Source organism: Colwellia sp. 75C3 (assembly GCF_002836255.1).
Taxonomy (GTDB): domain Bacteria; phylum Pseudomonadota; class Gammaproteobacteria; order Enterobacterales; family Alteromonadaceae; genus Colwellia.
Genome location: NZ_PJAU01000032.1, coordinates 20,797 through 34,680, shown reverse-complemented (window position 1 = coordinate 34,680; position 13,884 = coordinate 20,797). Strand labels below are relative to the sequence as shown.

At 37.6% G+C, this 13,884-nt stretch carries 12 protein-coding genes; 9 read left to right on the top strand and 3 right to left on the bottom strand.

Annotated features, from left to right (window positions below; genetic code table 11):
- The first annotated feature begins 46 nt into the window (after positions 1 to 46).
- The 6 genes from CXF85_RS02125 to CXF85_RS02100 all read left to right on the top strand — a co-directional run bounded on the left by CXF85_RS02125 (position 47) and on the right by CXF85_RS02100 (position 6,238).
- On the top strand, positions 47 to 1,120 hold the full coding sequence (locus CXF85_RS02125) for a branched-chain amino acid ABC transporter permease (protein ID WP_101226885.1): 1,074 nt from the start codon (positions 47 to 49) through the stop codon (positions 1,118 to 1,120).
- 164 nt (positions 1,121 to 1,284) lie between these two features.
- Positions 1,285 to 2,544, top strand: a complete 1,260-nt coding sequence (locus CXF85_RS02120; protein ID WP_101226884.1) for an ABC transporter substrate-binding protein — start codon at positions 1,285 to 1,287, stop codon at positions 2,542 to 2,544.
- 234 nt (positions 2,545 to 2,778) lie between these two features.
- Positions 2,779 to 3,600 (top strand): ABC transporter ATP-binding protein, encoded by an 822-nt coding sequence (locus tag CXF85_RS02115; protein ID WP_101226883.1) that lies wholly within the window; start codon positions 2,779 to 2,781, stop codon positions 3,598 to 3,600.
- Positions 3,601 to 3,818: 218 nt separating this feature from the next.
- Positions 3,819 to 5,069, top strand: a complete 1,251-nt coding sequence (locus CXF85_RS02110) for a phenylacetate--CoA ligase family protein (RefSeq protein ID WP_101226882.1) — start codon at positions 3,819 to 3,821, stop codon at positions 5,067 to 5,069.
- Between the two features lie 84 nt (positions 5,070 to 5,153).
- Positions 5,154 to 5,651, top strand: coding sequence for a PaaI family thioesterase (locus CXF85_RS02105; protein ID WP_101226881.1), 498 nt, complete (start codon positions 5,154 to 5,156; stop codon positions 5,649 to 5,651).
- 35 nt (positions 5,652 to 5,686) lie between these two features.
- Positions 5,687 to 6,238, top strand: coding sequence for a hydrolase (locus tag CXF85_RS02100; protein ID WP_101226880.1), 552 nt, complete (start codon positions 5,687 to 5,689; stop codon positions 6,236 to 6,238).
- A gap of 106 nt (positions 6,239 to 6,344) precedes the next feature.
- Here CXF85_RS02100 and CXF85_RS02095 read toward each other — a convergent pair whose 3' ends face one another.
- Positions 6,345 to 9,656, bottom strand: coding sequence for a DEAD/DEAH box helicase (locus CXF85_RS02095; protein ID WP_101226879.1), 3,312 nt, complete (start codon positions 9,654 to 9,656; stop codon positions 6,345 to 6,347).
- Positions 9,657 to 10,112: 456 nt separating this feature from the next.
- Here CXF85_RS02095 and CXF85_RS02090 point away from each other — a divergent pair, with 456 nt between their 5' ends.
- Both CXF85_RS02090 and CXF85_RS02085 read left to right on the top strand, forming a co-directional pair.
- Entirely contained in the window at positions 10,113 to 10,517 is a 405-nt protein-coding gene (locus CXF85_RS02090) for a hypothetical protein (RefSeq protein WP_101226878.1), read from the top strand.
- An 82-nt stretch (positions 10,518 to 10,599) separates the two neighbouring features.
- Positions 10,600 to 11,775 (top strand): retropepsin-like aspartic protease, encoded by a 1,176-nt coding sequence (locus tag CXF85_RS02085; protein WP_101226877.1) that lies wholly within the window; start codon positions 10,600 to 10,602, stop codon positions 11,773 to 11,775.
- Positions 11,776 to 11,896: 121 nt separating this feature from the next.
- Here CXF85_RS02085 and CXF85_RS02080 read toward each other — a convergent pair whose 3' ends face one another.
- The gene (locus CXF85_RS02080) at positions 11,897 to 12,589 is read right to left on the bottom strand and encodes a hypothetical protein (protein ID WP_101226876.1); all 693 of its coding nucleotides are present in this window, start codon (positions 12,587 to 12,589) and stop codon (positions 11,897 to 11,899) included.
- Between the two features lie 136 nt (positions 12,590 to 12,725).
- Entirely contained in the window at positions 12,726 to 13,121 is a 396-nt protein-coding gene (locus CXF85_RS02075) for a GlcG/HbpS family heme-binding protein (RefSeq protein WP_101226875.1), read from the bottom strand.
- A 153-nt stretch (positions 13,122 to 13,274) separates the two neighbouring features.
- On the opposite strand from CXF85_RS02075, the gene CXF85_RS02070 reads away from it, so the two are divergent.
- Positions 13,275 to 13,781, top strand: coding sequence for a GNAT family N-acetyltransferase (locus tag CXF85_RS02070; RefSeq protein WP_101226874.1), 507 nt, complete (start codon positions 13,275 to 13,277; stop codon positions 13,779 to 13,781).
- Positions 13,782 to 13,884: the final 103 nt, after the last annotated feature.

Here is a 13,884-nt window from a genome sequence, read left to right as displayed (position 1 = left end):
TTAACAGACAATAAAAAGTTAACAATACAATATTTAGGAGTGATTCATGTCGAGTTTAACGATGCGCCCGTGCGGAGATTTCCGCACTAGCTACAAACAAGATAATACAATTTTTGAAACGAAAACCATCCGTTGGGTGACTATTTTTACCATCATCGCATTGTGCTTTGCACCGTTAGTGGTTGATGGATACTTTATTACCTTATTAATTCAAATATCCTATTTGGGCATTGCCGCTTTAGGTTTGAATATTTTAGTGGGCTACACCGGGCAAATATCGTTAGGCCATGGTGCATTCTTTGGTTTTGGTGCCTTTGCCTCGGCTTGGCTAAACACCAGTTTTCATATTCCAGTGTTTTTATGTATTCCTTTAGCGGGTTTCTTAACCATGGGCGTTGGCATGATGTTTGGTGCGCCAGCAGCTCGAATTAAAGGTTTGTATTTAGCAATAGCGACCCTTGCCTCGCAGTTCATTATCGAAGATTTCTTTGCCCGTGCAGATTGGTTTTCTGGTGGTTCATCGGGTTCAATGGCCGAGCCAGTCAGTTTATTTGGTTTTACTTTTGATACTGACCAAAGCTTTTATTATATCGCGTTGTTTTCATTAGTCTTCATGTTTATTTGGGGCTGTAACTTAATGCGAAGTCGTGATGGACGCGCTTTTGTTGCCGTTCGTGATCATTACTTATCGGCTGAAATTATGGGAGTAAAGTTAAATAAATATCGTCTACTTTCTTTTGGGATCTCTTCTTTTTATGCCGGTATTGGCGGTGCGTTATATGCCCATTACTTGGGTTATGTATCAGCAGAAGGTTTCACCATCATGATGTCGATTCAATTCTTAGCCATGATCATTATTGGCGGCTTAGGTTCAATAAAAGGCACCTTGATGGGGGTCATCTTTATGGTGTTTTTACCTGAAGTATTAGAAAGCGGCGTTGGGTTAATGAAAATGACTGATTGGGGCAATATTCCAATGGTTGTTGATGGCTTAGCGTATATCAAAGAAATGGCTATTGGCTTAGTGATTATTGGCTTCTTGATTTTTGAACCTGAAGGTTTGGCGCATCGATGGGCACAAATAAAAAATTATTGGAAATTCTATCCATTTGCTTATTAGGTTTTAAGACATTAAAAAGTGAATGGTGAATAAAGCGCAGTTACCTAGGGGAAACTCAAGTAACTGCGAAGAGCACGAACAAATATAAAAATAATACTGCTACCTATTGATATAAACGTTACTTATAAAAATAGGATCTAAATAAAAAGTTGAGGAATGTTCAGATGAATAATATTAAACATAAAAAATTATTACTAAGTTCAATTACTACGTGTATCGCTTTAAGTTTTACTAGCCAAGTGCAAGCAGAAGATTCTGTTTTTGTTGGTCATTTAGCCGACATGTCAGGCCCTACCGCTTTTGTTGGTAAAAATTATGCTAATGGTGTTCGTGATTCACTGGCTTATATCAATGCCCATGGTGGTATTAACGGCACTAAGTTAGAGTCTGAAACTATTGATTATGCCTATAAAGTACCACAAGCCATTGCCGCTTATAAAAAGTGGAAATCACGTAAGAGTATGGTTGCTATGCAAGGGTGGGGCACGGCAGATACTGAAGCATTAATCTCGTTTGTTGCTCGTGATAAAACACCGGTTTTCTCTGCCTCTTATTCTGGCCATTTAACCGATCCAACGGGTAAAAATCCTCACACTAAAAAACCTGCGCCTTATAACTTCTTTTATGGTGCATCGTATTCAGATGCTTGTCGTGGTTTAGTGCAATGGGCCGCTGATGACTGGAAAACCAAAGGCGAGAAAGGACAACCAAAGTTCACGCATATTGGTGCGAACCATCCTTTCCCGAACGCGCCTAAAGCCGCTTGTGCGGAATATGCAGAAGAGCTTGGCTTTAACGTTTTACCACCTGTCGTTATTTCAATGAAACCCGGTGATTTTAAAGCGCAATGTTTGAGCATTAAGAGCTCGGGTTCAAACTACGGTTATATCGGTAACTTAGGTGGCTCAGTACTGTCGTTAGTGAAATCGTGTAATACCGTCGGTGTTGATATTCAGTTTATGTCAAATATCTGGGGCGGCGATAAAAACGTATTTAAAGCGGCAGGTGAGGGCATCAAGAATTACATCTTCCCAACCATGACACCGTTCTGGAATGACGATGTACCTGGTATGAAACTGGTGCATGAAATTTCAAAAATGTCGGATAAATCAGGAAAAGAAGAGCGCGTTCATCACTACATGCGTGGCGTATGTTCAACCTACTTCATGAAAGAAGCAATGGAATGGGCTAAAGATAACGGTGGCATCACCGGTGAAAATGTTAAAAAAGGCATGTACGTTAATAAAAACTGGGTACCTGAAGGTTTAGACGGTGTCTGTTTAGCGGCTAATTGGACCAATGAAGATCACCGTGGCATCAACCAAGTAAATATCTATAAAGGTAACTACAACGGTGGTGATATTCAAATTGAAAAGGTATCTGAAGTTACCTTAAAACGTCGTGATGACTGGTTAGGTTTTTAATCCTCGTCATATTTGGCACTGTAGTTTTATTGTCTTCGTTGCTCGCCACAATCACTTAGTGTACTAAGTTCAGGTGGCTCGCAACTTGACGGCTTCACTACAGCACCAAATATTTAGAGGATCATGCCTAATTTATTTGAGTAAACATAAGTTAGGCAAGTATGTTTTTATTAACGAATAACTATTCAGCTTACAATCAGATGGGTAGTTATCTTTTCTACGGAGTATTTATTTATGTCACAGGCGGCGGTAAAAATTCAAACGGCTTCACCAATGTTATCGGTTAACAACATTGAAGTGGTTTATGACGAAGTTATTCAAGTACTTCGCGGCGTAACATTAGACGTGCCAGAAGGAGAGGTTGTCACCTTGCTTGGGCCTAATGGCGCAGGGAAATCAACCACACTAAAAGCTATTTCAGGCTTACTGCGCAGTGAATATGGTGAAGTGACTAAAGGTGACATTACCTTTATGGGCGAACGCATTGATAAGAAAAATGGTGAAGATGTTGTCCGTAGCGGTCTGATCCAAGTTATGGAAGGTCGTCGTATTATTGAAGACATGACCTCAATCGAAAACCTAAAACTAGGGGCTTATACGCGTAATGATGCTTATATCAATCAAGACCTCGAAATGGTATTTAATTATTTTCCACGTTTAAAAGAACGTACTGGTTTAGCAGGTTATTTATCTGGTGGTGAGCAGCAAATGTTGGCCATAGGCAGAGCATTAATGGCTCGTCCGAAAATGATTTGTTTAGATGAGCCGTCAATGGGCTTATCACCTTTATTAGTTAAAGAAGTCTTCGGTATTATTAAAAAAATTAATCAAGACCAAGGTATTACCATGTTGTTAGTTGAGCAAAATGCTAACTATGCCATTAAAGCGGCAGACTACGGTTATATTATGGAATCGGGCAAGATTGTACTTGATGGTACGCAAGAGCAATTGCTTAGCAACGAAGATGTAAAAGAGTTTTATTTAGGTGGCGGTAACGAAGAGCGTAAAAGCTTTAAAAACTTAAAATCGTATAAGCGACGTAAGCGTTGGCTATAAGTCCCCTACGTTCCAGACTATTGCCATTTCACTCGATTTTGTTGTCGAAAGTGCTCACTTACATCCGTAAGCTCCGCGCTATCTCCTAAAAATCGAACGAACTGACTGCTTTCTGAAAAGTACGTGAATGAGTAAAAGCAAAACGATATAAAAAAGCAAATGAAAAGTTAACGTTTTCATATTTATAAATTATCATATTTCTAAATAATCGAGTCATCATGAAACAATATTTTTACGAAAAAGAGAGTCAAAATTCGACGTTACGTGAGCAGTCGCTATTAGCGCGTTTACCTGCTTTTATTAGCTACGCGAAGCAAGAATGTCAGCATTATAGTAAGACGTTCGAGCATATTGATGCTGATAAAATTACGAGTCGTGAAATGTTAGCGCAACTTCCGATTACCCGTAAATCTGACTTTAAAAATATACAAAGCAGCAACGCTCCGTTAGGTGGTTTAAATGCAAAATCAGCTAACATAGGCAGAATTTTTCAATCACCAGGACCTATTAATGATCCCGAAAATACCAGTGATGATTGGTGGCGTATGGGGCAAGCATTTTATGCGGCTGGTTTTAGAACGGGTGATGTCGTGCAAAACTGTTTGTCTTATCATTTAACTCCTGGCGGATTTATTCTAGATTCAGGGGCTAGAGCTTGTGGTTGTGTGGTTATTCCTGCAGGGCCAGGACAAACTGAGCAGCAGCTTGATGTTATTGAGAATTTAAATCCTCAGGGCTATTGTGGTACACCTTCATTTTTGAAAATATTACTTGATAAAGCGAGTGAGAATCACCGTAACATTTCAAGTATAACTAAAGCGCTAGTAACAGGAGAAGCATTACCTGAAGCGTTGAGGGCTGAATTTAACGCAGCTGGTATCGATACCCTTCAAGCCTATGCGAGTGCAGATGTTGGTCTTATAGGTTTTGAATCTACTGCAGGTAAAGGTCTTATTATTGCGGAAGATTTACTGGTAGAGATTGTTCGTCCAGGCACATTAGAGCCTGTTAACGATGGAGAAATAGGTGAGGTTGTTGTAACAAGTTTTAATGAAGATTACCCCCTTATTCGCTTTGCTACGGGAGATTTGTCAGCGGTGAAACCAGGGATAAGTGCCTGTGGTCGAACTAATATGTGTATAAAGGGTTGGATGGGACGTGCTGATCAAACCACCAAAGTTAAAGGTATGTTTGTGCATGCAGAGCAAATAGAACAAGTACGAAAAGACTATCCTCACATCACTAAAATGCGTTTATCAGTGACTCAAGTTAATTATAATGACCAAATGAATTTGCAATGTGAGTTAGATACCGTCGCGTATTCTGATGCAGATACTAGAGGTTTAATTGATAGTGTTAACATAAGCTTGAAAAAAATAACCAAGCTCAATGGTACCATTGAATTAGTTGCAGTCGGCTCTTTAGCTGATGATGGTAAAGTGATTGATGACTTACGAGCAATTGGCTAAGCTAGCGTAATCAATCAATCAGTTAATCAATTGCTTTATAAATTTGAAGTTATCATAAAGTCAGTAGTATAAATAAGGTTTTTTATGAAAAAGCATGCTTTTCAAGACTGTTACCCTGAAGAACTAAGCCATTGTTATGGTTGTGGTAAAAACAATAATGACGGTCACCAATTAAAAAGTTACTGGCAGCATATTGATGAAAATGATTTGTTAGCCAGCACAACTGTTGCACATTTTACCCCTGCTGATATTTTCACTGCTATTCCGGGTTTTGTTTATGGTGGTATGACCGCTTCATTGATTGATTGCCATGGCACGGGCAGTGCTTCAGCTATGGCTTATCTTGCACAAAAACGCGAAATGGGTAGTTTGCCAGCATTACGGTTTGTCACTGGTGCTTTGAATATCAGTTACTTAGCGCCGACACCACAGGGCGTTGAATTGGAGTTAATTGGCCGTTTCAGTCAAGTGAAAGATCGTAAGATTATTGTTGATATTACCTTATCTGCGAATAATGTTATTTGCTCAAAAGGGCAAGTTATCGCCGTATTGATGCCAGAGAGCATGTCGCCTACAAAATAGAAGGTCACTGGTTAGCGCTTTTAAGGAGATATTGTATGTTAAAAAAAGAAAATACTGGCCTGATTGTCGTTGATATACAAGGGCAACTAGCACGTTTAGTGCATGATAGTGACACCTTAATAGCAAATTGTGAAAAGCTTATTAAAGGGGCACAATCACTGGGTTTACCGATAATATGGCTTGAACAAAATCCAGAGAAGATAGGTCCCACGGTTGATGAAATTAATACCTTGCTTAGTTCACCGTTAAGCCATCATGAGCCTATTATAAAATATACGTTTAATGCCTGTGAAGATGCACTGTTTATGGACAGGGTGCGTGAAGAAAATGTAGACACCTGGCTTATTTGCGGTATTGAGGCACATATTTGTGTTTATCAAACGGCGTTAAGTCTAAAAGAACAGGGCCTTAAGGTCGAATTGGTTTCTGACTGTGTCTCGTCACGTAAGCTGGAAAATAAAGAGTTAGCTATACAAAAACTGCTTAACAATGGCATTGAGTTAACAGGATTAGAAATGTGTTTATTTGAACTAGTTAAAGACTGTCGAGCAACAGAATTTAAAGAAATACTTGGCTTAATTAAGTAGTGATCTGAATGGTGAAATGGACTTGATTAAGTTTCGTCTTAATATAAACAAAAAGGCCGATGCATTGCGTATCGGCTTTTTGTTTATTGTCGTAAATGGAGTAGAACTAGCTCATCGGTGAAAGCAGCGAGCCTAAAATATCATCGGTTAAACTCAGTTTGTTATCACTCACTTCTTCAGATAATAGCGCTTTTGCTAGCTCGGCTTTATTCTGCTGTATTTTTTGAATTTTCTCTTCAATTGAATTTTCAATAATCAACTTGTAAACAAAAACAGGTTTGTCTTGGCCAATACGATACGCTCTATCCGTCGCTTGGTTTTCTACCGCTGGGTTCCACCAAGGATCAAAGTGAATTACAGTGTCGGCGGCAGTTAAGTTCAAACCTACGCCACCTGCTCGTAAGCTAATTAAAAATACCGGGACTTCACCGCTTTGAAACTTATCAACAACTTCTTGTCTTTTAGTGGTTGAGCCCGTTAATTTAACATAGCCAATACCGGCTTCAATCAGCTCTGCTTCTATCAACGAAAGCATACTGGTGAACTGTGAAAAGATTAATATTTTACGACCTTCATCAATTTGCTCTGGCAAAGTTTCCATTAAATAATCTAGCTTAGCCGATTGATTTACTCTTTTAGCGCCTTCAAGTTTTAATAACTTAGGGTGATTACATACCTGTCTTAGTTTTAATAACGCATCCAAAACTTCTATCTGGCTACGCTTTAAACCTTTATCAGCGATAATATCTTTTAAACGACTATCCATGGCTAAACGTACTGATTCATAAAGCTCAGCTTGTTTACCTTCAATACGCAATTTTTGAATTATTTCCGTTTTAGGCGGTAGCTCAGTGGCAATTTTATCTTTGGTTCGGCGTAAAATAAACGGCTTAATACGCTGGTTTAATAACTGTTTACGCTCTAGTTCACCATGTTTTTCTATTGGCGTTCTAAATAGTTTGGTAAATTGTCTTTGACCACCTAAAAATCCAGGCAGTAAAAAGTTAAATTGCGCCCAGAATTCGCCTAAATGGTTTTCCATTGGCGTACCCGTTAAGCACAATTTATGCTGCGCTTTAAGTGACAAAAACGCTTGGTATAATTTAGTTTTAGTATTCTTTATATAATGGGCTTCATCAAGGATAAGGTAATAATATTTTTGCTCAGTATAATGCTCTAAATCTTTAGTAATTAAGGCATAACTGGTAATGATGATATCAACTTTAGTTTCAAGTTCTTCAGGGTTCTCAAGACAAGCGAAGTGATCTTTACGTTTGCTACCGTGCAATACTTGATAAGAAAGTTGCGGGGTAAATTTATCAATTTCATTAGCCCAGTTAAAAATAACACTGGTAGGCGCAACAATTAATACCGGTTTAGTTAGTCGGCCTTGCTGTTTTTCAATGAGTAAATGCGCCAAGGTTTGAATGGTTTTACCTAAGCCCATATCATCAGCCAAAATGCCGTTTAATTGGTACTCTCGTAAAAACTGTAACCAATTTAGCCCTTGATGCTGATAAGTTCTTAACGTCGCGTTTAAACCCTCTGGTACAGGTACAGTGGTAACTTCCTGAAAGTCTTTCAGTTTATCAGCCAGCTCTCTTAATTTAGTTGTACCTTTTGCTATCATTCCTTGATCATCTAACATGGATATCGTTTGATGACTTTGAAAACGAGAAAGCTCCATAGTGCCATCTTTACTTAAGGCATTAGGCATAAAGAGTTCAATAAACTGTTTCAATATTGGCTGTACACTTTGGTAACGCAAGGCAACAAAATCGCCATTGTCTAGATCAACATATATAGGTGAGTCAGGCGAAATAAGTTGTTCTTTTTCTCGGTCAATCAATGCCGATCTAGGTAGTTGTTCAATAGCACTAAGTAAAATAGGAAATGCCGGCATTTTTCTTCCATCAATGGTTAAGTTTAACCCTAATGAGAAAAAATCGTGGTCATCGGTTTCAATGACCTCGGCATCAAATACGCTATCGGTGGCGAGCGCTTTATAATAAAAATCATCGGCATAGCTGATATTCCAGCCTAGATCTTTAAGTAATTGTACTTCTTGATGTAAAAAACGTTGCCAAAAGAAACTACCTTGCATCAACATTGAAAACTCAGGCGCATCTTTATTCAAATCGTCCTGCGTAGTATAAGTGTAACGCTTAGGTTTAGGCTGAGCGATAAACTTTAACGTGGTAAGTTTATCAATAACCGTTTGTTCAAAGGCTAAATCGCGATAAAGTTTTACTTCGATTGAGTTATCACTCACCGGTAAGTTTGCTGGCGTAACCGTAACACTCTCATTGTGAGGATTAACTAAATTACCTTGATAAGAGAAATTAACCTGCACATAACCTGTCTGTCTATTAGATGCTACCGGCGTTGAAAAGTGTAGGTGCACGTCGGGTTTTGATAACTCTTGTGAAAATCTTGTTTTAGGTTTAGGTAAACGCTGCACCGCATCACCTAACGACATAGACAGTTTATTCATTACCCAAGGTAAAGAATCTTCTTCGAAAATAGGAGAGTTGAGTAAACCTGCTTCAAAATCAGATTTAGTATTGGTATTAATTTTACCAAAACAATTTTTTTCTTCATCATAGAAACATAGAGGTTGGGCTTTTATAATAAGAATACTTGCTGAGGGCTCTGTTAAAATAAGCTGCAAAGTATGTAAGTTATTACCCAATGCTAACCACTGCCATTGGGCTTCTAATGGCTCACTTAAGGTAATAGGGATGTTCAAGTCGTAGTTTTTATGCCAAAAACAGCGATTAGTTTTTATAATTCGCTCAAATAAATCAAAATACTTAACGGTATCGCCAAATTGGTTAGTACGCATCAGCTCGGTGAGCACAGCAACATCATCATTATTGGCATAAGCACTATTAATTAAGGTATTCGCAGAAAATTCACTGCCAAGTGAATTACTCCAACCACCACTATTGGTTGGTTTCGCTGATTTAATCTCTAAATTAAAATAATCGTCATCGTTATAATTGTTGGGCTTTAAAAAGTACAGTAACGATTTTTGTTGAGTATTAGGCGGGTATCGACTGGGTTGAGCTTGAAAATTACTAAGCCATTTATTAACCGTTTTTTCAGCGGTAGCAATACTGCTTCGGTCAAAGTGTTCATGAATATAACACTGTGCCAATGCCGCGCCATGCTTACAGTCACGACCGACATAACAATCACAATAACTGGCAATATCACTAAATTTACCATCAAAGACTATACGCGTTAAGTAAGTCGACTGGTTAGAGCGCTCACTAAAAACGACACCACGAATTGTTTCACCATCAAGGGCACAGCTTTTAATACCACTAGCCTGAAAAAGTCTCGCTCCTTTTTTCCATTCATTTTTGGTGAAATGCTGTTCAAGTAATTCGGGTGTAAAAATGTTTTTTGCCATAAGTTTTTAATTATTAATAATACATATAAGTTAAGACGTTGATCGGTTGATAGATAGCTAAGCTGATAAGTTAGGTCGTTATCTCTTCTCAATAGAATGAAATAGACCATCAGGCTTTACTGCCATCATTCTTTATAGCTGGATAGTACCATAAATGCTGCTTTTTCATAAGTGCGACAGTGTATTTAAATCGAACATGATCAATGACTTTCACTTTAGTGCGCACACTGCATTATTTATCTTTGATGATATGACTGGTCACAGTAGTCACAGCTCTGTTCTATCTCAAATAAATAATTTTATTCAGGTAAATTAACAATAGATGATCTAGTTAATTTTTGGAATTAAAAGTAAAATTAGAAAAATATATCAAAAGTATAGTTTTTATTTTCGCGTTTAAAATAAATAAAACAGTTAATTAATATCCCACAAGATGGGCTAAGCAAGGAACAGTGTGTGATTTCAAAGAAAGTAAGAGAGCTATTTGTCTCATTAATGGAAGCATCAGATGATTCTCCTGTTAGCTATGATGTTGAAACGGATCAATACAGTGGTTTTTTCAATAACGCCGTCGTTGATAAGTACATTGATTTAGGTGCGTTAGAACTTGTTGAGGGAGGGGAGGGTTCAATAACCATTCTGCTTAACAACAGAGATGACTTTTTAAGCTCTTTTGCTGCGGGCGCGAGAGAGGCCAATAATGGCAGCGATCAGTCGTATGCCGACTACAATGCTAATCCGTTTGCATTTTCAGTTGGCTATGAACACTTTCATCAAATAGCGAAGAAAAAGCGGCCGGTAAGTGGCTACATATGCCATGGTTTTGAAAATACAGATACTGGTTTAATGCACCATCAGTAATGCCATGTATTGCGGTTATGGTTTATGATTTTGTGCGTAGACGTTAGTAACGTTGAAATTAATCAATTTTTTGGAAAAAAATATGTGGCGTATTACTTTATTTATTGGCTTGCTCTGTTCAGTAGCACTTAATGTATATTTATTTCTGCAATTAAATGTCCGCACAATTGAAAATAAATTTCAGCAAGAAGTTAGGCTGCAGAGTGAAGCTAAAACAACAAAAAATAAATTTAATACCCTAGATAAAGATAATTATAGTGTCGGGAAAAAAAGCGCTTTTAAAATAGCTAATACGATTAAAAATGCCATTAATGATAAAGACTATTTTAATGCCCGCTTTTTAATTAATAGCTTAGCTAATGACCATGAAACTGAAGTACCCGAAGTAAGACTTTTTTGGTTACAGGCAACAAAGGCATTAATTCAGCAAAAATTATTTACCCATGCTGAAGACTCGATCAGCGCATATTTAGCATTTGAGCCGGATGATGGCGGCTTTCTGTATCTACAAGTTGACTTGTATTGGCAGCAGCAGTTGGCTTTACTTGCGATTAAACACGCCTATGAAGTGCAATACCATGTATTTAATGAAGTTAACAATCGTAATGCTATTAACTTTGCAAGAACGCTGGTTCAACAACACGCTGATGGGTTAATAAAAAATAATCACTGGGTAGAACTGAGAGACTTAGTTGCAGAGGTTATTATATTTGATCCTCAAAATCTTAACTTACAGTGGTTTTTTGTTCGTGCACAATTTGAGCTAGGTGAATTTGAGTATGCACGCGATGCTATTGAACCTTTGTTAACTGAGCCTAATTATAAAATAAAGGCGTTAGCATTATTAGCCGAAATTGAAACTGCGTTAAGAAAGCCACAAAGCATTCCATTAAGTCGTCAAGGTGAACATTTTATTGTTCAGGCGCTCATGAATGATACGTTTAAGGTATCGTTAATGTTAGATACCGGAGCGAGTATTTCCTTGTTATCTGAACCCGCATTTGAAGCATTGAACCAGTATTCAGAAGTCTTTTATATTGAAGACGTAAACCTAAATACGGCAGGAGGCACAGTAACCGCCAGCATTTACCAAGTAGCCGAGTTTTCTATCCAAGGTTATATCGTTAACGACTTTGTTTTTGCGGTAAGTCCTTTTGTTAGTGAGGGCAATGATGGTTTATTAGGTATGAATTTTTTAAAGCATTTTGATTTTCACATTGATCAAAATAATGGTCTATTAGTTTTAAAAAATAAGTAGGCTTCTAACTAACTAACTAACTAACTCTATCTTACTATTGTTAATTCAGTAAAAACTGAGGGTTTAAGGGCTGGTGATATTTGCCAGCGTTATTGCTGCTATATAAATACTCCTTTCTTTATCACTTCTTTATCACTTCTTTAGCGGACTTAACTTTCACTGCAATGTCTGCTTTGATCAGAGGAACCAGCGCTGCAATATTATTCTGTGGAATAATCAGCAATTTGTCTTTCTTATTATCGTAGATGAACAAGTTTCGGGACGTTGAGGTGATTATTTGTACTTCTGCTAAGAGATTGGTTTGATTTTTTTGAATGGGATCATTTAACGAAAGGGAGTAACTTTGTGTACTTTTCTCCTTGATTTTTTCGCTATACGCGTTAGCCGTCAAGTATGGATAAGCACATAAAGGTATTAAAAGCATCGCGGCCAGAGCATAAGTTGGCTTTACCAAATAGAGAGGATAACCAATACCGTAATAAATTTTCTTTAAAAGCGTAGGCTTTTTAGGATCCGGTATTCGACTAAGTTCAAAACGAGAGGCAATAACAGTAAAAAGGATAACCACAGTATACCCAAGAACAATTGCTGGGTTTGATATCAAAGCAAATAAAAAATCGTTAAGCTCAATATGTTGAAAGACATCGACTGAAAAATTATTGAGTAAAGTCGCTAAATAAATAACACCAGAAAAATTACCTATCAGGTAAAGTATTGTAATAAATACGCCTAGGTTGTTTTTTATATAATGTTTAATGGCGAGTATATCGCTGAGCAATTCAACGTAGTACTTGTTAGCAGCTTCTAATATCATTTTTATTCCCTTTTAAAAACGCTGAGACCATAGCTCAAGCCAACACGATAGTAAAGATAGTGTGTTGGAAAGGGAGGGGTTTGTGATTATTGAGTATGTGGTAAATCGATTCATTTATTATAAATAGCTATTCGACTTATGCTATCGCCGCTTGTGCTACAGCGAGATCATTTTCAATAGTTGATCCTGAGACACCAACAGCAGCAATTACTTCACCGTTAGCATTGTTAATTGGCAAGCCACCAGCAAAGGTAATTAAGCCGTTATTGGATTGCTCTATTTGATAAAGGGCACCACCTGGTTGTGATTTTTCCCCAAGTAAATGGCAAGGTTTAGCAAATAAAGCAGCCGTTTTAGCTTTTTTCAACGCAATATCTATTGCGCCTAATAATGCGCCATCCATACGTTGAAAGTTAATTAAATAGCCAGCACTATCAACAATAGCGATGTTAACCCTAATGTTAAGCTGCTCAGCCTTGTGTATTGCCTTAATAATAATTTGTTTGGTTTGTTCTAATGTCAAAGTATTCATGTCTGCGTCAGTGATTTAAAAATAGTATGGTATATTGTATCCCGTTGGGTGGGATGTTTATAGACGAGCCATATTAATAGGCATCTTTTAGCCGCAATGAGTAATGTCTTTACCAAGATGTTGAATAAGTAATGCCGATAATAAGGAATACACATGATAGTTCACCAATCAGTAAGGTTAATCGTTAGGCAATTCGAATTGACTGATACTAGCTTTATTATCGACCTACTCAACGATGAGGCATTTATAAAAAATATTGTCGATAAGCAAGTAAGAACGGAAGATGATGCAAGGGACTATCTGATAAATGGACCTATGATGAGCTATGAGAATTTTGGCTTTGGTTTATATATACTTGAGTTGAAAGATTGTAATACCCCCATTGGCATGTGCGGCTTACTGAAACGGGATAATTTAGAGTATGCCGATTTAGGTTTTTCTTTATTACCACAGTTTTATCGACAAGGTTATGCTAAAGAAGCTTCGTTGGCAGTGTTAAATGAAGCGAGAGATAACTACAGGCTTGCTAAGGTTTCTGCGGTGACAGCGTTAGGTAATATCGGATCTAATTACTTATTAAAAAGCTTAGGCTTTAGCTTTAAAAAACGGATTGAATTTTATCAGAAAGAAGCTAATTATTACGAGATATCATTAGCTTAGATAGACTCATTATTGGCGAGAAGTAGCATTACAGCAGCTTTGATCGATTTCACTAACTGACAAGGTCATAAATACGCTAAAATAGTGGTAATTATTTATGCTT